General features: G+C 71.9%; 22 protein-coding genes. 4 read left to right on the top strand and 18 right to left on the bottom strand.

Going from position 1 to position 24,440, the window contains the following annotated elements:
- Positions 1 to 4: 4 nt before the first annotated feature.
- The 6 genes from ABKA17_RS30095 to ABKA17_RS30120 form a co-directional block, all read right to left on the bottom strand.
- Positions 5 to 1,189 (bottom strand): MFS transporter, encoded by a 1,185-nt coding sequence (locus ABKA17_RS30095; RefSeq protein WP_353695441.1) that lies wholly within the window; start codon positions 1,187 to 1,189, stop codon positions 5 to 7.
- 105 nt (positions 1,190 to 1,294) lie between these two features.
- A complete protein-coding gene (locus ABKA17_RS30100) occupies positions 1,295 to 2,695 on the bottom strand; it encodes an HAD-IA family hydrolase (protein ID WP_353695442.1) in 1,401 nt (466 codons plus the stop codon).
- Between the two features lie 43 nt (positions 2,696 to 2,738).
- A complete protein-coding gene (locus ABKA17_RS30105; RefSeq protein ID WP_353695443.1) occupies positions 2,739 to 3,788 on the bottom strand; it encodes an ABC transporter ATP-binding protein in 1,050 nt (349 codons plus the stop codon).
- Between the two features lie 3 nt (positions 3,789 to 3,791).
- On the bottom strand, positions 3,792 to 4,604 hold the full coding sequence (locus ABKA17_RS30110) for an ABC transporter permease (RefSeq protein WP_353695444.1): 813 nt from the start codon (positions 4,602 to 4,604) through the stop codon (positions 3,792 to 3,794).
- Positions 4,592 to 5,479 (bottom strand): ABC transporter permease, encoded by an 888-nt coding sequence (locus ABKA17_RS30115; RefSeq protein ID WP_353695445.1) that lies wholly within the window; start codon positions 5,477 to 5,479, stop codon positions 4,592 to 4,594. The genes ABKA17_RS30110 and ABKA17_RS30115 overlap by 13 nt, the downstream gene beginning before the upstream one ends.
- On the bottom strand, positions 5,476 to 6,621 hold the full coding sequence (locus ABKA17_RS30120) for an ABC transporter substrate-binding protein (RefSeq protein ID WP_353695446.1): 1,146 nt from the start codon (positions 6,619 to 6,621) through the stop codon (positions 5,476 to 5,478). The genes ABKA17_RS30115 and ABKA17_RS30120 overlap by 4 nt, the downstream gene beginning before the upstream one ends.
- Positions 6,622 to 6,834: 213 nt before the next feature.
- On the opposite strand from ABKA17_RS30120, the gene ABKA17_RS30125 reads away from it, so the two are divergent.
- Together ABKA17_RS30125 and ABKA17_RS30130 are read left to right on the top strand one after the other, a co-directional pair.
- Positions 6,835 to 7,575, top strand: a complete 741-nt coding sequence (locus ABKA17_RS30125; RefSeq protein ID WP_353695447.1) for a GntR family transcriptional regulator — start codon at positions 6,835 to 6,837, stop codon at positions 7,573 to 7,575.
- Positions 7,576 to 7,585: 10 nt separating this feature from the next.
- A complete protein-coding gene (locus ABKA17_RS30130) occupies positions 7,586 to 8,038 on the top strand; it encodes a GNAT family N-acetyltransferase (RefSeq protein ID WP_353695448.1) in 453 nt (150 codons plus the stop codon).
- Positions 8,039 to 8,040: 2 nt separating this feature from the next.
- Here the strand turns inward: ABKA17_RS30130 and ABKA17_RS30135 are convergent, their stop codons facing one another.
- From ABKA17_RS30135 to rpe, 8 genes are all read right to left on the bottom strand, one after another.
- Positions 8,041 to 8,493, bottom strand: coding sequence for an Lrp/AsnC family transcriptional regulator (locus ABKA17_RS30135; protein ID WP_353695449.1), 453 nt, complete (start codon positions 8,491 to 8,493; stop codon positions 8,041 to 8,043).
- A gap of 17 nt (positions 8,494 to 8,510) precedes the next feature.
- Entirely contained in the window at positions 8,511 to 9,995 is a 1,485-nt protein-coding gene (locus ABKA17_RS30140) for an amino acid permease (RefSeq protein ID WP_353695450.1), read from the bottom strand.
- 166 nt (positions 9,996 to 10,161) lie between these two features.
- Positions 10,162 to 10,659, bottom strand: coding sequence for a GNAT family N-acetyltransferase (locus tag ABKA17_RS30145; RefSeq protein ID WP_353695451.1), 498 nt, complete (start codon positions 10,657 to 10,659; stop codon positions 10,162 to 10,164).
- 75 nt (positions 10,660 to 10,734) lie between these two features.
- Positions 10,735 to 12,177 carry a GuaB1 family IMP dehydrogenase-related protein gene (locus tag ABKA17_RS30150; RefSeq protein ID WP_353695838.1) on the bottom strand — a complete coding sequence of 481 codons (1,443 nt, stop codon included), beginning with the start codon at positions 12,175 to 12,177 and terminating at the stop codon, positions 10,735 to 10,737.
- 107 nt (positions 12,178 to 12,284) lie between these two features.
- The gene (locus ABKA17_RS30155; protein WP_353695452.1) at positions 12,285 to 12,611 is read right to left on the bottom strand and encodes a barstar family protein; all 327 of its coding nucleotides are present in this window, start codon (positions 12,609 to 12,611) and stop codon (positions 12,285 to 12,287) included.
- Entirely contained in the window at positions 12,608 to 12,982 is a 375-nt protein-coding gene (locus ABKA17_RS30160) for a guanyl-specific ribonuclease (protein ID WP_353695453.1), read from the bottom strand. Before ABKA17_RS30160 ends, ABKA17_RS30155 begins: the two co-directional genes overlap by 4 nt.
- A 40-nt stretch (positions 12,983 to 13,022) precedes the next feature.
- Positions 13,023 to 14,066, bottom strand: coding sequence for a sugar-binding transcriptional regulator (locus ABKA17_RS30165; protein ID WP_353695454.1), 1,044 nt, complete (start codon positions 14,064 to 14,066; stop codon positions 13,023 to 13,025).
- Between the two features lie 78 nt (positions 14,067 to 14,144).
- Positions 14,145 to 14,831, bottom strand: a complete 687-nt coding sequence (gene rpe, locus ABKA17_RS30170) for a ribulose-phosphate 3-epimerase (RefSeq protein ID WP_353695455.1) — start codon at positions 14,829 to 14,831, stop codon at positions 14,145 to 14,147.
- Positions 14,832 to 14,964: 133 nt separating this feature from the next.
- On the opposite strand from rpe, the gene ABKA17_RS30175 reads away from it, so the two are divergent.
- Entirely contained in the window at positions 14,965 to 17,106 is a 2,142-nt protein-coding gene (locus ABKA17_RS30175; protein ID WP_353695456.1) for an MMPL family transporter, read from the top strand.
- A gap of 88 nt (positions 17,107 to 17,194) precedes the next feature.
- Here the strand turns inward: ABKA17_RS30175 and ABKA17_RS30180 are convergent, their stop codons facing one another.
- Together ABKA17_RS30180 and fmt are read right to left on the bottom strand one after the other, a co-directional pair.
- Positions 17,195 to 18,610 carry an RsmB/NOP family class I SAM-dependent RNA methyltransferase gene (locus ABKA17_RS30180; RefSeq protein ID WP_353695457.1) on the bottom strand — a complete coding sequence of 472 codons (1,416 nt, stop codon included), beginning with the start codon at positions 18,608 to 18,610 and terminating at the stop codon, positions 17,195 to 17,197.
- 140 nt (positions 18,611 to 18,750) lie between these two features.
- Entirely contained in the window at positions 18,751 to 19,683 is a 933-nt protein-coding gene (fmt, locus tag ABKA17_RS30185) for a methionyl-tRNA formyltransferase (protein WP_353695458.1), read from the bottom strand.
- A 298-nt stretch (positions 19,684 to 19,981) separates the two neighbouring features.
- Between fmt and ABKA17_RS30190 the strand changes: the two genes are divergently transcribed.
- Entirely contained in the window at positions 19,982 to 20,521 is a 540-nt protein-coding gene (locus ABKA17_RS30190) for a hypothetical protein (RefSeq protein WP_353695459.1), read from the top strand.
- Positions 20,522 to 20,803: 282 nt separating this feature from the next.
- Here ABKA17_RS30190 and ABKA17_RS30195 read toward each other — a convergent pair whose 3' ends face one another.
- Positions 20,804 to 22,957 carry a primosomal protein N' gene (locus tag ABKA17_RS30195; RefSeq protein ID WP_353695460.1) on the bottom strand — a complete coding sequence of 718 codons (2,154 nt, stop codon included), beginning with the start codon at positions 22,955 to 22,957 and terminating at the stop codon, positions 20,804 to 20,806.
- A gap of 109 nt (positions 22,958 to 23,066) precedes the next feature.
- On the bottom strand, positions 23,067 to 24,275 hold the full coding sequence (metK, locus tag ABKA17_RS30200; protein ID WP_353695461.1) for a methionine adenosyltransferase: 1,209 nt from the start codon (positions 24,273 to 24,275) through the stop codon (positions 23,067 to 23,069).
- Positions 24,276 to 24,440 lie beyond the last annotated feature (165 nt).

The raw sequence follows: 24,440 nt of genomic DNA on the forward strand, positions 1-24,440 counted from the left end.
GCCCTCAGCGGGTCCGGCTTCCGGCCAGCACCAGCGCCGTCACCAGGTAGGGCACCGAGAGCACCACGAAGACCGTGCTGTGCGCCGCGCCCGCCCCCAGCAGCGCGTACGCGCCGAAGGTGGCGACCGTGACCAGCTCGGTGCCCAGGCTCGCCACGGAGGTGAGGGTGGCCCGGCGCGTGTCGTCGATGCGGTGCTGGAGACGGACGTCGGCGAGCACCTCGGCCAGCTGGAACCCGCCGAAGGCGAGGCCGACGAGCGCGATCCCGGCGGGTGTCCGGGTCCAGGCGCCCACCGCCATGGCCACCGCCGACCCCGCGAGCAGCCAGGCCATACCGGTCGTGCCGAGCCGTTCGGCCGGTCCGGTCAGCAGGGTCGCGACCGTGACGAGAGTCCAGACGAGGAGGATCAGATAGGGCACCGTGGCCTCCGCCACGCCGGTGTCACGGACCAGCAGGGGCGTGTACTCGTCGAGCGCGCCCCACACCGCGGCGACGGCCGGGATCAGCAGGAGGGCGCCGCGTACGGAACGGTTCCCGTGGGCTTCGGCGAGCCCGGCGCGCAGGGTCGCCGCCCAGCCGTCGCCCCCGCTCTCCGGCCGCTTCCGGTGCTCGGGGAGGCGGGCCGCCACCGCGGCGGCCAGCAGACAGGCCAGCACGCTGCCCGCGCCCACCGCCGGATAGCCGCCGAGGGCGAACACCGGCCCCGCGAGGCCGATCGCCGCCATGGTGGCCGCCAGCCGGGCCGCGCGCACCCGTCCCATCACGCGCGCGTACCGGTCGGCGGCACCGCACCGGTCCAGCTCGTCGTAGGCCAGCGCCTCCAGGGAGCCGGAGCAGAGCGCGCCTCCGACGCCCCACAGGACGAAGCCGAGCGCGAAGGCCCAGTACGACGGGACGAGCACCCAGAGGGTGAAGCCGACGGCGTTGAACAGCGGGCCGACCCACAGCAGCAGCCGTCGGGAGACCGCGTCGGCCAGGGCGCCGGAGGGGACCTCCAGCACCACGGCCGTGATCGACCACAGGGCGAAGAGGGAGGAGATCTGCCAGAGCGACAGGCCGGTGTCCGCGAACAGCAGCGCGTACACGGGGTAGAGCAGGACGAAGTCGTCGAGGAACGCGTAGCCGTACAGCGTGGCCGTCAGCCGGCGGACGCCGGTCGCGGGCACACGTGCGGGTGTGAGTGTCATGAGGCCTTCCCGGATGGGCGGTTCGGACGTCGTCGGAACGGCGTCCGAGGCGGCCCTCGGGAGGCACGGCTGGTGGATCAATGTCGCCAGGTCATGACACCGATGCTAGACAGTCCCGGCGCCGCTGCCCAGCGAAAATGTGGTGATCACCGCCGCGTGGTCGGACGGCCACTCGTTGTCCTCCACGTCCGGCATGGCCCGCGGGATGCCGCTGACGTACGTCCGGGAGTCGAGGACGCGCAGGCCACGGTGGAGGACGAAGTCGATCCGGTCCTGCGGCTCGGGCGGCCCGAGCACGGGTGACCAGGTGTGGCCCGGCTCCTCCACGGCGTCGGGGTGGGCCTGCCGGAAGGAGTCCGCGAACCCCACCTCCTCGGCCGCCCTGGTGACCGGCCACTCGGCGTCCGGCCGGTCCAGGTGGGACGGGGTGTTGAAGTCCCCGACCAGGACGACGGGCGCGGCGTCCCCGATCCGGCCGAGCGCGTCCCGCATCTGCCCGAGCCGGACGTCCTCGTACGGCTCGGACTCGTAGGGCCCGTACCGCTCGCAGTCGAGGTGCGCCGTCCAGACCTCGACCTCCTGATCCCCTACGGCGATCCGGGCGCCGGCCGCCCCGTAGAACCCGACGTCCGGGTCGCCGAGCGCGGCCGTGATCGGGTGGCGGCTGATGACGCCGAGGTTCTCCCCGGCCCGGTGGTGGTACCAGCCGAGCGCGTCGGCGAGTTCCCCGGCCGCGGTGCCGTACGTCTCCTGCAGCCCGACCACGTCCACCTCGCTCTCCGCGATGGCCTTGAGCTGCTTGGCCCGGTGGTCGTGGACCTTGGTGCCGCCGTACCAGAGGTTCCAGGTCATCACCCGGAGGCGGTACGGCAGCAGGGCGCGGAGCCGGTCGACGGTGACCCCCTCCAGGCCGGTCAGCACGGTCCGGCCCGGCGCGGCCGCGATCGGTGCGAGGGAGGGAACGGCGAGCACCGCGCACCCGGCGGCCTCGGCGGAGGCGACCCCGGTCTCCGTGTCCTCGACGGCCACGCAGGCGTCCGGGTCGGCGCCCAGGGCCCGGCAGGCGGCGAGGTAGGGGTCGGGGGCCGGCTTGGTGCGGGGGGTGTCGTCGGCGGTCACGGAGACGGCGAAGTGACCGGCGCCGAGCGCTTCGAGGACCGTGTCGGCGACCGCCCTCGGGGAGGCGGTGACCAGGGCGGTGGGCACCCCCTCGCGGGCGAGGGCGCGCAGCAGGTCGAGCGCGCCGGGGCGGGGCACGATGCCGGTGCGGACGCGGTCGGCGAACTCCCGGTGGAGCGCGTCGGCCAGCTCGCCGGACGGGGTGCCCGTGGCCGCGGACAGCCAGGCGGCGGTGTCCTCGACCGCGCGGCCGAGCACCTCGGGTTGGTCCGCCTCGGTCAGTGTCCGGCCGGCCACCTGTTCCACCGCCTCCCACCACAGCCGCTCGGTGTCGACGAGCGTGCCGTCCATGTCGAACAGGACGGCCTGGAGGGGGAGTCGGGTCACGACGGTCTCTTTCCTGTGGGGGGATCGGTGGTTCGCGGGTCCGTCAGCGGCCACGTTCGGCGACCAGTACCGGCCGCTCGGGCAGCGCCACGGTCACCGCGGCCCCCGCCCCGAGCCCGGCCGCGTCGTGCGCGGGCAGGTCGGCCTTCACGTCGGTGCCGTCGGCGAGCCGGACGGTGACCCGGACGGCGGCGCCCAGGAAGGACGTGGCGACCACGCGTGCCTTGCCGTCGTCCTCGGCGGTGACCCGGACGGCCTCCGGCCGCACGAGTACGTCCACCTCGGCCGCCGTGGGCGCCGGCCCGTCCACGGGCAGCCGCTGCCCGAGCACGTCCACCACGCCGTCGGTCACCCGTCCCGGGATCCGGCTCATCGTGCCGACGAACTCGGCGACGAAGGCGGTGGCGGGGCGCCCGTACAACTCGGCCGGGGCCGCGCACTGTTCGAGCCGGCCGGCGTGCATCACGGCGACCCGGTCCGCCATGGACAGGGCCTCCTCCTGGTCGTGGGTCACGAAGAGCGCGGTGATGCCGAGTTCCTGCTGGAGGCGCCGGATCTCCTCGCGCAGGGTGAGCCGGACCTTGGCGTCGAGCGCCGACAGCGGCTCGTCCAGGAGCAGGACCCGGGGTCGCAGGGCGAGCGCCCGGGCCAGGGCGACACGCTGCTGCTGGCCGCCGGAGAGCTGGTGCGGGAACTGTCCGCCCTTGTCGGCGAGGCCGACGAGCTCCAGCAACTCGGCCGCCCGGGCCCGCCGTTCAGCGGTACGGACCTTGCGCATCCGCAGTCCGAAGGCCACGTTGTCGACCGCGTCGAGATGCGGGAAGAGGCTGTACGACTGGAACACCATCCCGGCGTCCCGGCGGTGCGCCGGCACCCGGGTGACGTCCTCGCCGTCGACCAGCACCTCACCGGAGTCGGGGTGTTCGAACCCGGCGAGCATGCGCAGCGCGGTGGTCTTGCCGCAGCCGGACGGGCCGAGCAGGGCGAGCAGTTCCCCCGGCCGGACGGTGAGGTCGAGGCCGTCGAGGGCGACGGTGGGACCGAACTCCCGCCTGAGTCCCCGGAATTCGACGGTTGCCGCTGTTTCAGACATGGGTCATCCCCGGGAGGTAGTACGGGTACGGCCGCCGAAGCCGGCCAGGACGAGGAGCAGCGCCCAGGTCAGGAGCAGGCTGAGCACGGACACGGCGACGGAGAGCTGGGCCTGCGAGCCGCTGACGTTGACGATCCACACGGCGAAGGGCCTGAAGCCCAGCAGCTGCGCCACGGTGAACTCGCCGAGCACCAGGGCCAGCGTGAGGAAGGAGGAGTTGAGGAGCGCGCCGCGCAGATTGGGCAGGACGGCCTGGACGAGCGCCTGCGGCCAGTTGGCCCCGCAGCTGCGGGCGGCCTCGACGAGGGTGCGTACGTCGACGGCGCGCAGGCCGGCGTCCAGCGCCCGGTACACGAACGGCAGCGCCATCACGACGTAGGCCAGGACGAGCACCAGCGGGAAGTCGGGGTTCTGGAGGGCCACGAAGGTCTGGAACAGCGGGGTGCGCGAGAGGTGTTCGGGACCCCACTTGAGGACGGTGACGATGCCGGCCACGAACGCGATCGGTGGCACGACCAGCGGCAGTGAGCACACCACCTCGACGACCGGCCGCAGCCGGGGCGCTCCGAGCCGCAGGGCCACCATGGCGGGGACCATCAGCAGCAGGACGACCGCGATGGTGGCGACGGCGAGTTCCAGGGAGAGGAGCAGGCTGTCGGTGAAGCCGTCGGTGGACAGGATCTGGGAGTAGGCGTCGAAGGTGAGCCCCTCCCCCGGCACATCGACCGTGAAGACGACCGACGCGGCCAGCGGCACCAGGAAGTACAGCCCGGCGAGGCCGAACACGCCCCACCGCCACAGGTTCAGGCGAGCCATCGCGCGCTCCGTCGTTGCAGGGGCAGGTACACGGCCATGACCAGGCCCGCGACGAGGACCATGTCGAGGCTGAGGGCGAGCGCCACGTTCTCCTGGCCCACGAGCACGTTGCCGGAGAGGGCGTCGGCGATCTGGAGGGTGATCAGCGGGATCGAACTGCCCACCATGGCCGCCGCGGTGGCGTAGGCGGCGAAGGCGCTGCCGAAGAGCAGCACGAACCCGCCGAGGAGTGTGGGCAGCAGGACCGGCAGGGCGACGAACCGCCAGTACTGCGCGGGTGTCGCCCCGTTGTTATGGGCGGCCTCGCGCCACTGGACGCGCAGGCCCTCCAGTGCCGGGGTGATGGTGAGGACCATCAGCGGGATCAGGAAGTACAGGTAGACGAGGACGAGTCCCCAGAAGCTGTACAGGTCCCAGCCCTTGTCCATGAGCCCGAAGTGCCGTGTCAGGACACCCGCGTTGCCGAGGGTTGCGACGAAGGCGAAGGCCAGCGGGACTCCGCCGAAGTTGGCCAGTACGCCGGACGCGGTGAGCACGGCCTCGCGCAGCGCGCGGTGCCGGGAGGTCACCACGGCCTGGGCTAGCGGGAGTCCGAGGACGGTGGCCAGTCCCGCCGACACGGCGGACAGCTTGATGCTGCCGAACAGCGCGGTCAGGTAGGCGCCTTGGAGGGAGGCGCTGAGGTTGGCCGTGCTGTAGGCGCCCGTCTCCTTGGCGGTGAAGGCGCCGTCCAGGATCGCCCAGGCGGGCAGCCCGAAGGCGAGCCCGGTGAAGACGAGCAGCGGGACGACGGCGAGCCAGCCGAGCGACCGGCGCCGCCGCTTCACCGGAGCGGCGGTCGCCGTGTCGTCGACCCGTACGGCGGTGGCCGTCATCCGGAGACGGCCTTCGCCCAGCCCTGGCCGAGCACCGTCTTGGCCTTGTTCTGCTGGTCCTCGGTCGGGAACTCGGGCGTTCCGGAGACCTCGGGCAGCTTGGCCGCGGCGGTCTTGTCGAGGGTGCCGGCCTTCTCCATGGCGGTCATCAGGGCCGGGCGGGCGTATCCCTTGAGCCACAGGTTCTGGCCCTCGGCGCTGTAGAGGTACTCCTGCCACAGGCGGGCGGTCGCGGGGTGCGGGGCGTCCTTGTTGATCGCCTGGGAGTAGTACTGCGAGAACTGGCCGTCGCTCGGCACGGCGACCTTCCAGTCGACGCCCTTGGACTTGAACTCGTCGGCGTACCCGGCGTTGAGGTAGTCCCAGTCGATGCTGATCGGCGTCTCGCCCTTCTCGACGGTGGCCGGGGTCGACTCGACGGGCGTGTAGTTGCCGTTCTTCTTCAGCTTGGCGAAGAAGTCGAGGCCGGGCTGGATGTCGTCGAAGGAACCGCCGCTCGCGAGCGAGGCCGCCCAGACGCCGCCGAAGGCCGAACCGGACTTGGTGGGGTTGCCGTTGAGGGCGACCTGGCCCTTGTACCGCGGCTTGAGGAGATCGGCGAAGGTGGTCGGGCAGGTCTTGACCCGCTTGGCGTCGCAGCCGATGGAGATGTAGCCGCCGTAGTCGTTGTACCAGAGGCCCTTCGCGTCCTTCTGCTCCGTGGGTATGTCGGCGAACGCGGCGACCTTGTAGGGCGCGAGCAGCCCTTGCTCGGCGGCGCTCAGGGCGAAGGAGCTGCCGAGGTCGAGGACGTCCGGCGCCCGGTCCTGGCCCTTGCGCGAGGTGACGGCGTTGATCTCGTCCTGGCTGGCGCCGTCCGGGTTCTCGACCTCGATCTTGATGCCGTACTTCTTCTCGAAGCCGTCGATGAGGGCGCCGTAGTTGGCCCAGTCGCGGGGCAGCGCGATGGCGTTGAGGGTGCCCTCCTTCTTGGCCGCGGCGACCAGCTTGGCGAGGCCCCCGAAGTCGGCGGCGGAGGTGGCCGTGGCGGCGCTCTTGCCGTCGGCGGTGGTCGAGGAGGTCTCGGGGGCGGCGCCGCAGGCGCTCAGGGTCAGGGCGGCGAGGACGCCCAGGGCGGCTGTTCTCGGCAGGGACAGGGTCACGGCTTCTCCCAGGGGGACGCGCGAGAGTTCAGGAGATGAGACGAACTTGTCTGAACAAGTTGGCCTCAGTACGCACGCCGCTGATGTCCCCTCGGTAAACTCTGGCGAAACCCTGATCCCTGATTTCGCACACAATCCGAGCTCTCGACCAGCGCCGCCGAGGGTCGACTAGGCTGGTGTAGCTGTGCACAGCAACTAGATCGAAGGGGAAGAATGGCGGCGCGACACGAGGAGATCGCCGACGCACTGCGCCGGGCGATCGACCGCGAGGAGTACACGGTCGGCAGCCGGCTGCCCGCCGAGACGGACCTCGCGGCCCACTACGGCGTCTCGCGCGGCACGGTCCGCCAGGCCGTCGCCGCGCTCACCGCCGAGGGGCTCATCGGTTCCCGCCAGGGCGCCCGCCGGGTGGTGCTGGCCAGCCGCCGCAGCCAGAGCTTCGCGGAACTGCGCAGCTTCGCCCAGTGGGCGCGCGCGATGGGCCGCGAGGCGACCGGGCGGGTGGTCGCGCAGGAGCACCGCCCGGCGACCGCCGAGGACGCCGTACGTCTCCAACTGCGCGAGCGGACCCCGGTGTTGCACGTCCTGCGGGTGCGCGGTCTGGACGGCGAACCGGTGCTCCTGGAGCGAACGGTGTACGCCGACTGGATCGCCCCCGCCGTCGAGCCGATCGAGCCGGACTGCCCGTCGGTGACCCAACGCCTGTACGACGACACGGGGTTGGTCTTCGCGTACGGCGAGCACGTCATCGACGCGGTCGCGGCCGGCGCCCAGGACGCCGAGCTGCTGCTCGTCCGCCGTACCAGTCCCCTGCTGCGCGTCCGCCGGGTGACGACGACCCGCGAAGGCCGCCCGGTGGAGTGGTCGGACGACCGCTACCGCTCGGACGCGGTGAGCTTCAGCGTGCACAACTCGATGGACAACAACGCTCTGGCGAGGAAGACGGCCGACTAGGGTGCCACGCATGCAGGCTGCGACGATCAGGCGGGCGACCGCCGAGGACGCCGACCCCCTGACCGCCCTGATGCAGGCGTCCGCCGCCTATCGGGGGCACTACGCCTCGATCCTCGACGGCTACCGCGTCACGGCGGACTACATCACCCGGCACACGGTGTTCGTGGCGTCCGACGAGGCCGGAAGCCTCCTCGGCTTCTACGCGCTGGTGCTGCGACCGCCCGAGCTGGACCTGGCGTTCGTCGCGGACGACGCCCAGGGGACGGGCCTCGGACGGCGGCTCGTGGAGCACATGCTCGGTGAGGCCCGGGAGGCGGGCCTGACCGAGGTGCGGGTGGTGTCGCATCCCCCGGCCGAGGAGTTCTACCGCCGCCTCGGCGCGGAGCGCGTGGGCACCCTCGCCCCGTCGCCGCCGAAGGTCACCTGGGAGCGCCCCGATCTGCGGTTCACCCTCCCCCGGTGACCCTACGTCGGCGCGCCCGAGGAGAACCTCCGCAGCAGCGGCGACAGCACCAGCACCGACTTGGTGCGCTCCACGAACGGCTCCCCCGCGATCCGCTCCAGGACCCGTTCGAAGTGCCGCATGTCGGAGGCGAAGACCTGGACGACCGCGTCCGCGTCCCCGGTGACGGTGGACGCGGCCACGACCTCCTGGTACCGCTCCAGGCCCCGCCGGATGGTGTCCGGCGAGGTGTTGTGCCGGCAGTAGATCTCGACGAACCCCTCGGTCTCCCAGCCGAGGGCCGTCGGGTCGACCCGCACGGTGAAGCCGGTGATGGCTCCGGTGGCGCGCAGCCGGTCCACGCGCCGTTTCACGGCGGGCGCGGAGAGGCCGACGATCTGCCCGATGTCCGCGTAGGAGCGGCGGGCGTCCTCGGCGAGGGCGTGGACGATACGTTCGTCGAGATCGTTGAGCACGGTGGGTGGATCAGCTCTCAGGTGGTGCGGGACGGGAGCGCCTCGGTCGTCGCGAGACGGGAGCGGCGGTAGCCGTATACGAAGTAGAACACGAGCCCGGCCGCCATCCAGACCCCGAAGACCACCCAGGTGACGGCGGACAGGCTGCCCATCATCCAGAGGCAGAACCCGAGCCCCAGCGCGGGCAGCAGCGGCGACAGCGGCACCCGGAAGGTGCGGGGCATGTCCGGACGGGTCCGGCGCAGCACCACGACGGCGATGTTGACCAGCCCGAAGGCGAAGAGCGTGCCGATGCTGGTGGCGTCGGCGAGCTGCCCGAGCGGGATCGCGGCGGCCAGGATCCCGCAGAACAGGGAGACGATGACCGTGTTGACGCGGGGCGTGCCGGTCTTCGGGTGCACCCGGGCGAACACCTTCGGCACGAGTCCGTCGCGGGCCATGGCGAAGAGGATGCGGGTCTGGCCGTAGAGCACGGTCAGGACGACGCTGGCGATGGCGATGACCGCGCAGGCGGCCAGCAGGGTGCCCCAGAAGGTCTGTCCGGTCACCTCGCGCATGATCTGCGCGAGCGCGGCCTCGGAGTCCCCGAACCGCTGCCAGGGCTTGGCGCCGACGGCGACGGCCGCGACGAGGACGTACAGAGCCGTCACGATGACCAGCGACAGCATGATCGCGCGCGGCAGGTCGCGCTGGGCGTTCCTGGCCTCCTCGCCGGCGGTGGAGGCGGCGTCGAAGCCGATGTAGGAGAAGAACAGCGTGGCCCCGGCCGCGCTCACGCCCGCCATGCCGAGCGGCATGAAGTGCTCGTAGTTGCCGGAGCGGAAGCCCTGGATGCCGATGGCGCAGAACAGCACCAGCGCGCCGATCTTCACGACGACCATCACGGTGTTGGCCCGCGCGGACTCCTTCGCCCCGCCGAGCAGGAAGGCCATGGCGAGCAGGACGACGATCAGCGCCGGCAGGTTGAAGATCCCGCCGTCGCCGGGCGGCGCGGACAGCGCGTCCGGGATGGTGACGCCGATGGTCCCGTCCAGCAGGTCGTTGAGGTACTCGCCCCAGCCGACGGCGACGGCCGCGACCGAGACGCCGTACTCCAGGAGCAGACACCAGCCGCAGACCCAGGCCACCAGCTCGCCCATCGTCGCGTACGCGTACGAGTACGAGGACCCGGAGACCGGGATCGTGCCCGCGAGTTCGGCGTAGGACAGGGCCGAGAAGAGCGCCGTGAGTCCGGCGATCACGAAGGACAGCGTGACGGCCGGCCCTGCCTTGGGCACGGCCTCGCCGAGGACGACGAAGATGCCGGTGCCGAGCGTGGCACCGATGCTGATCATGGTCAGCTGCCAGAGCCCCAGGGAGCGGCGCAGGGACCCGCCCTCACCCTGTCCCCCCTCGGCGACCAGGCGTTCCACAGGCTTGCGCCGCATGAGTCGCGCACCGAGCCCCGGGGACGCCGATCCGGTCCGGGTGCGCTGTCGCGGGGGTGCGCCTTGGTCGAGCACGCGCTGACTCCTTCGTCATGGCATTCGAGTACAGCGCAGGAGCCTATGAGTCAGACATCGCGGTCGTAATGCAGCAACCTTGCGCGTATCCGCAAGATCCTTGCGTTCATCGGAAGGTGGCGGGTGTTCGTTGCGCGGGGGCTTCGGAGTGTTGCGTACGTCCTGTTCAGAGCAGGTTTTTGACCAGAAAGGCACACTCCTCGACGCACTCGCGCAGCACGCCGTCGGCGTCCTCGTACGACCAGCGGTCGTAGTAGTCGATCAGGGGTGTGTAGCCGAGCCGTGCATAGAGTTCCGCCGCGCGCGGGTTGTCCTTCGCGACGCCGAGGCCGACGACCGTGATCCCCCGTTCCCGGGCCAGCTCCTCGGCCGCGTGGATGAGGGACGTGCCGATGCCCCGCGAGCGGAGCTCCTCGGGCCATACGCCGAGTCCGTTGATCTCCGGGCATCCGGGCCGCGCGGCCCGCACCGCGGCGGCGTCGCAGCCGCCCCAGCGCAACTCCGTGTGCCCGACGGGCCGTTCCGCCAGCCAGGCGACGAGATACGTGCTCTCGCCCTGCTCCTGACGCGCGAACCGGCGGGCGTGGAAGGAGAGGGCTCCCGGCGAAGCGATGTACTCGTCGAGCAGCGCCACGTCGTCCGGTCCACAGACGGTGATCTTCATGTGCCGACGGTAGCCCTCGGGCATGCGAACGGCCCCCGAATTTCAACGGGGGCCGCACACAGGGAAGTTGCCGCATCAGCTCCAGCTGGCGTGCAGCGGCTTGCCCTCCGCGTAGCCGGCCGCGCTCTGGATGCCGACGACCGCCTTCTCGGCGAACTCCTCCAGGGAGCCCGCGCCCGCGTAGGTGCAGGAGGAGCGGACGCCCGCGATGATCGAGTCGATCAGGTCCTCGACGCCCGGGCGGGCCGGGTCGAGGAACATCCGGGAGGTGGAGATGCCCTCCTCGAACAGCGCCTTGCGGGCCCGGTCGTACGACGACTCCTCGGACGTCCGGTTGGCCACGGCACGCGCGGACGCCATGCCGAACGACTCCTTGTAGAACCGGCCGCTGGAGTCCTGCTGAAGGTCGCCGGGCGACTCGAACGTGCCCGCGAACCAGGACCCGACCATCACGTTGGAGGCGCCGGCCGCGAGCGCCATGGCGACGTCACGCGGGTGCCGGACACCGCCGTCGGCCCAGACGTGCTTGCCGTACTTCTTCGCCTCGGCGGCGCACTCGAGGACGGCCGAGAACTGCGGCCGGCCCACGCCGGTCATCATGCGGGTGGTGCACATGGCGCCGGGGCCCACGCCGACCTTGATGATGTCGGCACCGGCCTCGATCAGATCCCGCACACCCTCGGCGGCCACGATGTTGCCGGCCACGATCGGCACCTGCGGGTCGAGCGCGCGGACCACCTTGATCGCGCTGATCATCGACTCCTGGTGACCGTGCGCCGTGTCGATGACGAGCGTGTCGACGCCCGCGTCGAGCAGCTGCTTGGCCTTGCCCGCCACATCGCCGTTGATACCGACGGCGGCGGCGATCCGCAGCTTGCCGTTGGCGTCCACGGCCGGCGTGTACAGCGTGGCGCGCAGGGCGCCCTTGCGGGTGAGGATGCCGGCGAGCTTGCCGTCCTTGTCGACGGCGGGCGCGTAACGGCGGTTGGCCCCGTCGAGCCGGTTGAACGCCTCGCGCGGGTCGATGTCGGCGTCCAGGAGCAGCAGGTCGCGCGACATGACGACCTCCAGCTGCGTGAAGCGGTCGACGCCGGTCAGGTCCTGGTCGGTGACGACACCGACGGGCCGGCCGTCCTCGTCGACGACCACACCGGCGTTGTGCGCCCGCTTGGGCAGCAGGGCGAGGGCGTCGGCGACCGTCTGGTGCGGGGCCAGCACGATCGGGGTGTCCAGGACGTGGTGGCGGCTCTTCACCCAGGAGACGACCTCGGTGACGACCTCGATCGGGATGTCCTGCGGGATGACCACCAGGCCACCGCGCCGGGCCATCGTCTCGGCCATCCGGCGCCCGGCGATGGCGGTCATGTTGGCGACGACCAGCGGGATCGTGGTGCCCGTGCCGTCCGGGGAACTGAGGTCCACACCCTGACGCGAACCGACCGCACTGCGGCTCGGGACCATGAAGACGTCGTCGTACGTCAGGTCGTACGGGGGCTGGATGTCGTTGAGGAAACGCACGTGCTGCACATCCCAGTCGTTCAGAGGTGGCCCCCGGACAGGTCAGCCAGGGGGAAGAGCACGTACTTCATTGTCCCATGTCGACCGGAATGCCATGCCCGGGCAGATCATCCAGGCAGGTCAGAGGGGGCTTCGGAGGATCCTCCGAGAGCGAGCGCCACAGTGAGCACAGCCGCCCCGGCGAACACCTCGCACGCTACGGCCCACTCGTCGGGACGCAGCGCGGCGTACGACCGCCAGTTCCGTACGACGACCAGCGGCTCCCGGTCCACGGCGTCCCGGGGCCACAGACCGGGATCGGAGAGGACGTCGGCCAGCGCGTCCCAGTTCCGCCCGAACCAGTCCGGCAGCCGCAGGTCCCGGGCGCAGCGGTCCATCAGCCCCGCCTTGTCCACGACCCCCTCGAGATCCACCGCGACCACGGTCTCCGTCATCTCAGCACCGCCCTGAACGAGTCGTAGTGATCATCGGTGTAGTAGATCTCGCCGCTCCGCCCGGTGACAATGCGCCGGGCCCCGCGATCGCGCGAGCCCGGCGTGCGGACGGTGAATTCGTGGTAGTAACCGCGCTTGTGCGCGGGCAGCCGCCGCTCGAAGTTCCCGAAGACGCTGCCGTCCCTGTCGTACGGGAACGGGCCGCCCGCGTCGATGAGGCCGAGCGTCTCGCGGGCCTGGGCGGGAAGGCGGGCCTCCTGGACGGTGGCCATGCCGTCGGCCCAGGAGGGGGCGGCGTCACCGGGGTCGGCCGAGCACCCCGCGAGCACCAGCACACACAGAAGCGTCCGGGAGACGAGCCGCAGCAGCATACGGACCACGCTGCCACGACCGTCCCCTCATGACCTTCCGTCAGGGTCCGTCCGGGTCGGCCCTGTTCAGCGCCGGCTTCGGCGTCGATCCCGCCGCCATCAGCACGTCCGCCGCCTGGGTGTCCGTGACCAGGCTGGTGACCAGCCCGGACCGCAGCACCGCGTCGATCGCCATCGCCTTGCGCGCCCCGCCGGCGATCGCGACGACCTCGGGGATACGACGGAGCTGGTCGGCCTTGACGGTGATGCACCGCTCGCCCAGGTCCCGGCCCACCCGGCGCCCCTCGGCGTCGAAGAGGTGCGCGGAGGTCTCCGCGGCGACCCCGAGGGACGAGTAGTGCGCCCGCTCCTCGTCGCTGAGCATGTCGTACACCGTCGAGACGCCCGGCCCCCAGGAGCCGATGGAGACACAGGCGACCGTGACCTTGTCGAAGTACTCGAAGGCCCGGGCGATCCCGGTCTGGTTGCGCAGCGCGGCCGCGGTGGCCGCGTCCGGCAGCAGCATCGGCGCGTAGATCGGGTGGGCGTCACCGCCCGAGACCTGCGCGGCCCGCCGTACCGCCTCCACGGAGCCGCGCTCGGCGGTACCGGCGTCGTACACACCCGTCAGCTGCACCACCGTGCACGGCGGCAGCCGGTCCAGGGCAGCGGCCATGTGGATGGTGGACCGGCCCCAGGCCAGACCGAGCACATCGCCCTCGTTGACGAGCTCGCCGAGCAGGTCGGCGGCCGTCTCCCCGAGGTTCTCGGGGTCGGGCGAGTCCTCCGCCTCGGCCGGTGACTCCACCACGACGGCATGCCTGAGGCCGTACCGGGCGCGCAGCGCGTCCGAGCGCTCGGCATCCAGCTCGGCCGGCACCCGGATCTCGATGCGCACGAGATCCCGCTCGAGGGCCGTCTCCAGAACCCGGGCCACCTTGAAGCGGCTCACGCCGAACTCCTCGGCGATCTGGATCTTCGACTTGCCCTCGAGGTAGAAGCGGCGGGCCATCGCCGCCGCCTGCACCAGCTCAGCGGGTCCCATCCGCATGGCTGACCGGCCCGCCGACATACCCGACACGGCCATCTCCTCACTGCTGTTCACACTCTGGATTCGCCTTCATCCTTGCAGATTCGGCGGACTTGATCAGGCCCTGAAGAGAGCCGTTCACGTTCCCGTGGCTCAGTGGCCGCACGCCCAGGAGGCCTTGGCGGTGACCGAGTCCGCCTGGTTGCGTAGTGCACGTACCGCCTCGGCCGGGTCGGACGCGTTGTAGACGGCCGAGCCCGCGACGAAGACGTCGGCACCGGCGTCGGCGCACTGCTCGATGGTGGAGGCCGAGACTCCGCCGTCGACCTGGAGCCAGAGGTCGAGGCCGTGCTTGCTGATCAACTCGCGGGTCCGGCGAATCTTGGGGAGCATGATGTCGAGAAACGCCTGTCCCCCGAAGCCCGGCTCCACCGTCATGATCAGCAGCATGTCGAGCTCGGGGAGCAGATCCTCGTACGGCTCGATGGGCGTCGCGGGCCTGAGCGCCATGGAGGCGCGGGCGCCCTTGGCCCGGATCTCCCGGGCGAGCCGGACCGGCGCGGCGGCCGCCTCGACGTGGAAGGTGACGGAACCGGCCCCCGCCTCGACGTACTGGGGCGCCCACCGATCGGGGGCCTCGATCATCAGATGACAGTCCAGCGGAGTGTCCGTCGCACGGGCCAGAGACTCTACGACCGGCACACCGAGCGTGAGGTTCGGGACGAAATGGTTGTCCATGACGTCGACGTGGAGCCAGTCGGCTCCCTCCACCGCCTTCGCCTCGTCCGCGAGGCGGGCGAAGTCAGCGGACAGGATGCTGGGGTTGATCTGCGCGGCCATGGCCCAAGCCTCCCATGTCCGGGCACGAATGTTCGCGCCGGTCCAGACCTAAGCCGTTCATCGGATGTTGTTCCGGGACGGTGCGTGCCATATTGGGCGGCCGACCGTGAGGCATCGGGTTGCGGGGGTCGCCATGACTGACAAGCGAGGCGTCGGGCATCTGGTGTGCGGACGGCGTGCCAAATGGGTCGTCCTGGCACTGTGGCTGGTGGCACTGTTCCTGACGGCGCCCTTCGCCCAGAAACTCACCGACGCCCAGGACAACGACGCCGCCTCCTGGCTGCCCGGCTCGGCCGAGTCCACCCAAGTCCTCAAAATCTCCGAGGACTTCAGGCCCGAGCAGATCCCCGCGGTCGTCGTCTACGCCCGCGCGGACGGTCTGACCGCCCAGGACCGGGCGCGGATCGCGGAGGACGCACAGCAGATCAAGGAGCTCCGGGACCACGGCATCCGGGGCTCGGAGACCCGCGGCCCGGTCTACGACCGTAAGACGGATCCGCGCGCGGCCCAGATCCTCGTACCGATCACGATGGACGAGAAGGGCTGGGAGGAGATCGCCCCCGCGGTCGACACCATCCGGGACAAGGTGGGCGAGGGCGGCGCGGGACTGGCCGTGCACATCACGGGCCCGGGCGGCACCTCGGCGGACTTCTCCGAGGCGTTCGAGGGCATCGACTCCACGTTGCTGCTCTCCGCGATGGGCGTCGTCATCGTCATGCTGCTCATCACCTACCGCAGCCCCACCCTCCTCATCGTCCCGCTGCTCTCGGTGATCGCCGCCCTCTTCACGGCACAGGCGTTGATCTACCTGCTCGCCGAGCACGCGGGTCTGACGGTCAACGGGCAGAGCGCTGGCATCCTCACGGTCCTCGTCTTCGGCGCGGGGACGGACTATGCCCTGCTCCTGGTCGCCCGCTACCGCGAGGAGCTGCACCGCCACGAGGACCGGCACGAGGCGATGGCCCTGGCCCTGCACCGCGCGGGCCCGGCGGTGATCGCGTCCGGCGCGACCGTCGTGCTGAGCATGCTGGTGCTGGTGGTGGCGGAGATGAACTCCACGAGCGGTCTCGGCCCGGTGGCCGCGATCGGCGTGGCCGTCGCCCTGCTCGCCATGATGACCCTCTTCCCCGCCCTGCTGGTGATCTTCGGCCGCTGGATCTTCTGGCCCGTCACCCCGCACTTCGGCGACCCCGACCGCATCGAGCGGGGCATCTGGGCCCGGATGGGCCGCCGTATCGCCCGCCGCCCGCGCATGGTCTGGGCCGCCACCGCGCTCATCCTCGCCGTCTGCTCGCTGGGCCTGATCCAGCTGCGCGCCGAGGGCATCAGCAACGCGGACGCGTTCACCGGCAAGCCCGACTCGATCGTCGGCCAGGAGGTCTCCGCACGCTACTTCCCGGCGGGCGCCGGCGACCCGCTGGTCGTCGTCAGCAACCAGGCACAGGCCCAACAGGTCGGCGAGGCGGTCGCCGCCACCGACGGTGTCGTCCCCGAGTCGCTGGGCCTGCCACCGGGCACGAAACCGTCCTTCGACGGCAAGGTCCTCTTCGAGGCGACGATGACCGACCCGGCCGACAGCGAGGCGGCCAAGCGGACCGTCGAACGGGTCCGCGACGCGGTCCACGCGGTGCCGGACGCCGACGCCCAGGTGGGCGGCGGTACGGCCTCCCTGCTCGACATGGACGAGGCGACCACGCACGACAACATCCTGATCATCCCGCTGGTGCTCGCGGTCGTCCTGCTGATCCTGTGCGCACTGCTGCGCGCCCTGATCGCACCGCTGCTGCTGATCGGGACGGTGATCCTGTCCTTCGCGGCGGCGCTGGGCCTCAGCGCGCTCGCCTTCAGGTACCTGTTCGACTACGCGGGCGAGACGACGGACTTCCCGCTCTTCGTCTTCGTCTTCCTGGTCGCCCTCGGCATCGACTACAACATCTTCCTGACCACCCGCATCCGCGAGGAGGCGGCCCGCCAGGGCACCCGCCCAGGCGTGGTCACGGGCCTGGCGGCGACAGGCGCGGTCATCACATCCGCGGGCCTGGTCCTCGCCGGCACCTTCGCCGCCCTCGGCACGCTCCCCATGGTCGCCTTCGCGGAAATCGGCTTCGCCGTCGCGCTCGGCGTCCTCCTGGACACGTTCATCGTCCGCTCGGTCCTGGTGACGTCCCTGTTCCTGGACGTGGGCCCGAAGGTGTGGTGGCCGCACAAACTGGCGCAAGAGGAGGCCAAGACAACGCAGGTGGCTGAGAAATCGGCGGCGGGACAACGCCCTTAGGTCTTTAGGGGCGCGGGGAACTGCGCGACAAGCCCCACACGGCCGTCAGTCGCAATCGGATCCGCACCCCTACGGCGAACAGGCGAACTCACCCCGTCCGACGAATCAACGCCAAATACATCGCATCGGTCCCATGCACATGCGGCCACAACTGCACATCAGGCCCCTCCCCCAGCTCCGGCACCCCCGGAAGCAACGGCCGCGCGTCGATCAACTCGGCGTCCGGCCACTGCTTGAGCACGTCCTCCACGACGGCCCGCGTCTCGGCAAGGTGCGGCGAACAGGTCGCGTACCCCACGACCCCACCCACCCGCACGGACTCCAGCGCGGTCTTCAACAACCCCCGCTGCAACGGCGCGAACCCCTCAAGATCCTCCGGCCGCCGACGCCATCGCGCCTCGGGCCGCCGCCGCAACGCCCCGAGCCCGGTGCACGGCACATCCATCAGCACCCGGTCGAAGCTGCCGGGGCGCCACGGCGGCTTGATCCCGTCCGCGGCGATGACCTGATACGGCCCAGGGTTCCCGGCCAGCGCCTTGGCGACCAGCCCGGCCCGATGCGGCTGCTTCTCGGAGGCGAGGAGCACAGCCCCCCGCTCCGAGGCCAGCGCGGCGAGCAACGCGGCCTTGCCACCCGGCCCCGCGCACCCGTCGAGCCACTTCCCGTCCGCCCCCTCCAGGGGCGCGTTGGCGAGCGCCAGAGCCACCAGCTGGCTGCCCTCGTCCTGCACACCCGCACGGCCTTCCCGTACGGCCTCGATGGCCCCGGGTTCGCCGCCCTCGGCGAGCCGCACGGCGTAGGGCGACCACTGTCCGGCGACGGCGGCCTCCTCCCGCAGCAGCTCGTCGGTGCTCGCCCGCCCGGGGCGGGCCACCAGGGTCACCTCGGGCCGCTCGTTGTCGGCCGCGAGGAGCTTCTCGATCCCGGCCCGCCCGCCGCCGAGCGAGTCCCACAGCGCGGAGACGACCCAGCGGGGGTGGGAGTGCACGACGGCGAGGTGGTCCTCGGGATCGTCGTCGTAGGGAGGCGCGACCTTGGCGATCCACCCCTCCAGATCGTCCTGCGCGACCTTGCGCAGCACGGCGTTGACGAACTTGGCCCGCCCGTCACCGAGCACGACCCGCGCGAGCTCCACGGAGGCGGACACGGCGGCGTGCGTGGGAATCCGCGTCCCCAGCAGCTGATGGACACCGAGGCTCAGCACGTCGAGGACCGGCGGGTCGACCTCCCGGAGCGGCCGGTCGACACACGCCGAGATGACGGCGTCGTACGTCCCCTGCCGCCGCAGCGTCCCGTAGACGAGCTCGGTGGCCAGCGCCGCGTCCCGCCCGTCGAAGTCGCCTTTCTCCCGCGCCTTGCGCAGCAGTGGCGGCAGGACGAGGTTGGCGTACGCGTCCCGCTCGTCCACGGCCCGCAGGGCCTCGAAGGCGAGGAAGCGGACGGGGTCCTTCTTGGGCCGGCGGTAGGGCTTGCCGGACGGGCGGGGCCGGGACTGGTCGCTCACGAAAAAGGTGCTCCGGATGTGTTGACGGGATACGCGTCAAGCGTACGTCCCACCCACGCGCGCGTGCCCCGCCGAGGGGCCTCGGGAAGGGGCCGTCGGAGCGCCACGGAGGCACCGGACGCCCCGAGCCTCGGAGAGCGTCAGGCGCCCAGGGTCTCGCCCTCGGCGATCCGCACCCCGCGCGCCCAGTCGGCGGCCCGCATCGGCTTCTTCCCCTGGGCCTGCACCCACAGCAGCTCGACACCGTACGAGCCGGTGCCGACGTGGACGCTGTTCTTGCCGACAGCCATCTGACCGGGGGCGAGGTCGGTGCGGTCGAGGGCGGGCTGCACCTGGATGAGCTTGAGCCGCTCACCGCGGAACACGGTCCAGGCCCCGGGGGCGGGCGTGCACCCGCGCACGACCCGGTCGACCCGCAGAGCCGGGGCGCCCCAGTCGACCTGTGCGTCCTCGACGGTGATCTTCGGGGCGAGGGTGATGCCCTCGGCGGGCTGCGGTACGGCCTTCAGGGTGCCGTCCTCGATCCCGTCCATGGTCGCCGCGAGCAGCCCGGAGCCGGCGAAGGCGAGCCGGGTCAGCAGGTCGCCGCTGGTGTCGGTGTGCCGGATCTCCTCGGTGACGGTGCCGTAGACCGGGCCGGAGTCGAGCCCTTCCTCGATCAGGAAGGTGGAGGCCCCGGTGATCTCGTCGCCCGCCATGATGGCGTGCTGCACGGGCGCGGCCCCGCGCCAGGAGGGCAGCAACGAGAAGTGCAGGTTGACCCAGCCGTGGGCCGGGATGTCGAGGGCGACCCGGGGCAGCAGCGCCCCGTAGGCGACGACGGGACAGCAGTCCGGCGCGATCTGCCGCAGCCGCTCCAGAAACTCGGGGTCCCTCGGCTTCACGGGCTTCAGCACCTCGATGCCCGCCTCCTCGGCCCGCTCGGCCACCGGACTCGCGACGAGCCTGCGCCCCCGGCCGGCCGGCGCGTCGGGCCGCGTGACGACGGCGGCCACCTCGTGCCGCCCGGAGGCGATCAGAGCGTCCAGTGCGGGAACGGCGACCTCGGGGGTACCGGCGAAGACGAGCTTCATGGGTGGGTTCGGGCCTCTCGGGCGGGGGTTGATAGGGGCAACACACAAGTCTATGACCACGGAACGACATACCGCCGACGGCGAGGATCACGACCGCCGAAGGCACGGATCGCGGCCGCCGAAGTCGAGAGTCGCGCAGGCCCGTCGGCGCGAACCCCCCTCCCGGGGCGCACGCATATGCCGCTACGCCCCCACTGCGTGACCAGCGGAGCGTCCACGCGTTGGTCAAGAAAGAGTTGACCACAACGGGCCGCTGGAGCGGCCCGATCCTTTTCACGCCGGTTCGAGAGGCTTGTTCATGGCCGACCATGCAACCCACGACGCCCAGGCTCGGGCCAGCCTGCACTTGCTGGTGCGGGACATCGAGCGGGTCCGCCGGCAGGTGGACGCACTGCGCACCCTCACCGCCCAGTTGGGGAACGTCTACCGCCCGCGCCGCTCCGGCCCCTCCACGGGCTTCGTCGTCTACGGACGCGCCCCCGCGCCGACGGTCCGTCTCGCGCAGGAGCTGCGGGACAGCGTCGAGACCCTCGTGACGGCCGCGGTCGACTTCGACCGCTCGCTCGGCTTCTCATGGGACGCGGTGGGCTCCGCGCTCGGGGTCACCAAGCAGGCGGTCCACCGCCGTTACGGCGCGCGCCGCGCCGCGACCCAGGCGGCCGCCGACGCCGAGCGCACCACCGAGACGTCGGCCACCCGGACGGTCGTCAACACCGGCATCCCCTCGGTGCCCACGGTCCCCGCCGCCCGCTCCATGCCGACCCAGCCGACGGCAGGCAGCTCCTCCCTGCGCGAAGAGGCAAGGCCCACAGCCTTCCCCGGCCCCCGCAACGGCTGACACCCACACCCTCCTGCCCTCCTGGGTACGTCCTGGGAGGGCAGCCGCATGTCCGGAGCCGGCAAGCCAACACAGGACATCCCGGCCCACGAGCCGCTCGGCTGGCGGCCGCCAGCCCGCCGCCCCGCCGGGCCGCAAGCCGCCGACGGCGCTGAACCCCCACAGGGGCCACCCGCACCCGACGACGAAAGCAGCACGGGCGGTGCGGGTGGGAACCCAAACCCGGCCGCAGGCCGGGCGGTGCCCCACAACGCACCGAGACCGACCACCCCACAAACCCCGTCACCCGATATCAGGCGGATCAACCCGCACCCGAACCACCGCCTCCCCACTCCCCCGAGCCATCCGCGCAGCCTGCGCAGCCTTGAGCGCGGCCGCCAACACCGCCCCCTTCCCCGGCGGCACCCGAATCAACGCCCGCTCCCACTGCACCCCGGGCGGCGCACCCCCCACCCGCCGCGGCCCGCTCACCGACGTCACCGCCATCGGCACCGGCCCCAACACCTCCGCCTCCCCCGGCAGTTCGACAGCGCCGAGAAACGCCGCCACCGCCTCCACCTCCCCCGACACCGCCGCCATCCGGGACACCGGCGGAAACCCCAACTCGGCCCGCTCGGACAGCTCCCGCACCGCATGCCCGACGGGATCCCACCGCACCAACGCCTGCACGGGCCGCAGCGTGGGCTCGGCGACGACCACCACGGTGCCCCCGGCCTCCTGCGGTCGCACCAACGCGGCCGCGGCGATCCACCGCCGGAGCGCGTCCTCACCGGCCCGCAGATCCGGCCGCCCCAGCATGGCCCAGCCGTCCAGCAACAGCGCCGCCGCGTACCCACCCTCGGCCACGGGCTCGGCCCCCGGCGTACTCACCACCAGCGCGGGCGCCCCCGGCACGGTGTCCAGCACATGCTCCCGCCCCGACGTCCGCACGGGCACGGCGGGAAAAGCCCGCCCCAACTCCTCCGCGGTGCGCCGAGCGCCCACGACCTGAGCCCGCAGCCGGAACCCACCGCACTCAGGACAATGCCAGCCGCCTTCCTCCCGCCCGCACCACCCGCACCGCAGGGCGCCCGCCCCCTCCTGCCCCTCCAGGGGTCCGGCGCAGTGCCGACACCGCGCCGGTGCCCGGCAGTTGGCGCACGCCATCCGCGGCACGTACCCGCGCCGCGGCACCTGCACCAGGACCGGCCCCAGCCGCAGCCCGCCCCTGACGGCCTGCCAGGCGAGCGTCGGCAGCCGGGCGGCCCGAGCGGCCTCGTCCCGCGCGAGGTCCTGGTCCCCGACGGTCCGTACGAGCGGTGCGGCGCCCCGCACCTGCTCGCGCGCGGCGACGAGCGGCCGCGCCCACCCGCTCTCGACGAGTTGGGCCGCCTCCACGGTGCAGCTCCAGCTGCCCAACAGGAACCCGCACTTGTCCTGCGCGGCCCGCAGCAGCAGCACCTCGCGCGCGTGCGGCTGCGGCGCGTGCGGCTCGCTGTGGCTGTCGTCCCCGTCGTCCCAGATGGCGACGAGCCCGAGATCCCGCACGGGGGCGAACATGGCGGCCCGGGTCCCGACCACGGCCCGTACGGTCCCCCGCCGCACCGCGAGCCACTCCCGGTACCGCTTCTCGGGCCCGGCATCGGCGGTGAGCACGGCATGCCGTCCGTCCCCGAGCAACGCGGTCAGCGCGGTATCGACCCGCGCGACGGCCCGCCCGTCGGGCACCACGACCAGCGCCCCGCGCCCGGAGGCCAGCGTCGCGGCGACGGCCCGCGCCAACTCCTCGCTCCACTCGGGTCCGGGCAACGCGTTCCAGACGGCCCGCGGCGCCCCGCCGGAGGCGAGTGCCTCCAGGAACCCGGCCCCCTGCTCGTACCGCCTCCAGGACCCGGCCTCAGGCACCGCCGGCGGTGGCAACGGCTCGGCAGAGGCCCGTTGCTCGGCGCGTGCGCTGCGCGGCGGCACGGCCAGCTGGAGCACATCGGCGAGACTCCCGGCGTACCGGTCGGCGACGGCCCGGGCCAGCCCCAACAGCTCCTCACCGAGCACGGGCTCGGGCGACACGACCTGGGCGAGCGCGGCCAGCGGCCCGGCGTAGTCCGACTCGGCGACCCGCTCGACGAGGAACCCGTCGATCAGCCCGCCACCCTCACGCCGCCCGTCCCGCACCCGACCGCGCCCGGCCCCGAACCGTACCCGCACCCGCACCCCGGGCTGCGCCACGGCGTCGAGCTCCTCCGGCACGGCGTAGTCGAAGTACCGATCGAGATGCAGCACGCCCTTGTCCACGAGCACCCGCGCGACAGGCAACTCCTTGGCCAGCGCGGCCCCCCGCCACGTCCGCGGCTTGGCCCGCGGCACCTTGGCCTTCCGCACACTCTCCCGAATGAACGCAAGCTGCTCAGGCGGCGCCCCCTCGCCCCCACCACCAACCCGCTCATCCTCGCTGCTCACCCTTGCATTCTTACCAAACCCGACTGACAACCGGACGCCGCCCGAACGCGCCGAGGCCCGGCATCCCCCAAGGGACGCCGGGCCTCGTGAAAAACCGTGCAGCCGGGCCTTACAGCCCCGCCGCCTTGCGCAGCGCGTCGACGCGGTCCGTCTTCTCCCAGGTGAAGTCGGGGAGCTCACGGCCGAAGTGGCCGTAGGCGGCGGTCTGGGCGTAGATCGGGCGGAGCAGGTCGAGGTCGCGGATGATCGCGGCCGGGCGGAGGTCGAAGACCTCGTCGATGGCCTTCTCGATCTTCTCGGCGTCGATCTTGGCGGTGCCGAAGGTCTCGACGAAGAGGCCGACGGGCTCGGCCTTGCCGATCGCGTAGGCGACCTGGACCTCGCAGCGGGAGGCGAGACCCGCGGCGACGACGTTCTTGGCGACCCAGCGCATCGCGTACGCGGCCGAACGGTCCACCTTGGACGGGTCCTTGCCGGAGAAGGCACCGCCGCCGTGGCGGGCCATGCCGCCGTACGTGTCGATGATGATCTTGCGGCCGGTGAGGCCGGCGTCGCCCATCGGGCCGCCGATCTCGAAGCGACCGGTCGGGTTGACCAGGAGGCGGTAGCCCTCGGTCTCGAGCTTGATGCCCTCGTCCAGCAGGGCCTTCAGCTCCGGCTCGACGACGAACTCGCGGATGTCGGGCGCCAGCAGGGACTCGAGGTCGATGTCGGAGGCGTGCTGCGAGGAGACCACGACCGTGTCGAGGCGGACGGCCTTGTCGCCGTCGTACTCGATGGTGACCTGCGTCTTGCCGTCGGGGCGCAGGTAGGGGATCGTGCCGTTCTTGCGGACCTCGGACAGACGGCTCGACAGACGGTGCGCCAGGAAGATCGGGAGCGGCATCAGCGTCGGCGTCTCGTCCGTCGCGTAGCCGAACATCAGGCCCTGGTCGCCGGCGCCCTGCTTGTCCAGCTCGTCCTCGTCGCCCTCGACGCGGGACTCGTAGGCCGTGTCGACACCCTGTGCGATGTCCGGGGACTGCGAGCCGATGGACACCGACACGCCGCAGGAGGCGCCGTCGAAGCCCTTCTTCGAGGAGTCGTAGCCGATCGCGAGGATCTTGTCCCGCACCAGCTGGGGAATCGGGGCGTACGCCTTGGTGGTGACCTCACCGGCCACGTGCACCAGGCCGGTCGTGATCAGGGTCTCGACCGCGACCCGGGAGGTCGGGTCCTCGCGCAGGAGCGCGTCGAGAATGGTGTCGCTGATCTGGTCAGCGATCTTGTCGGGGTGACCCTCGGTCACGGACTCCGAGGTGAACAGACGACGGGACACAACGCTCCCTGGGGTTGCAGCGGCTGCTGGCTGATCATGGGCGGACGGGCTCGGGGGCTGCGCCCGGCACCGTCCGAGAACAGTTTATCGGTCGCGCTCGGCCATCGGACTCCCTGTCTCGCCTCTCGGAAGCGCTGTGACCTGCGGCACGGGCATTCTGCCCAA

The organism is Streptomyces sp. RG80 (genome assembly GCF_040446465.1).
Classification (GTDB): Bacteria; Actinomycetota; Actinomycetes; order Streptomycetales; family Streptomycetaceae; genus Streptomyces.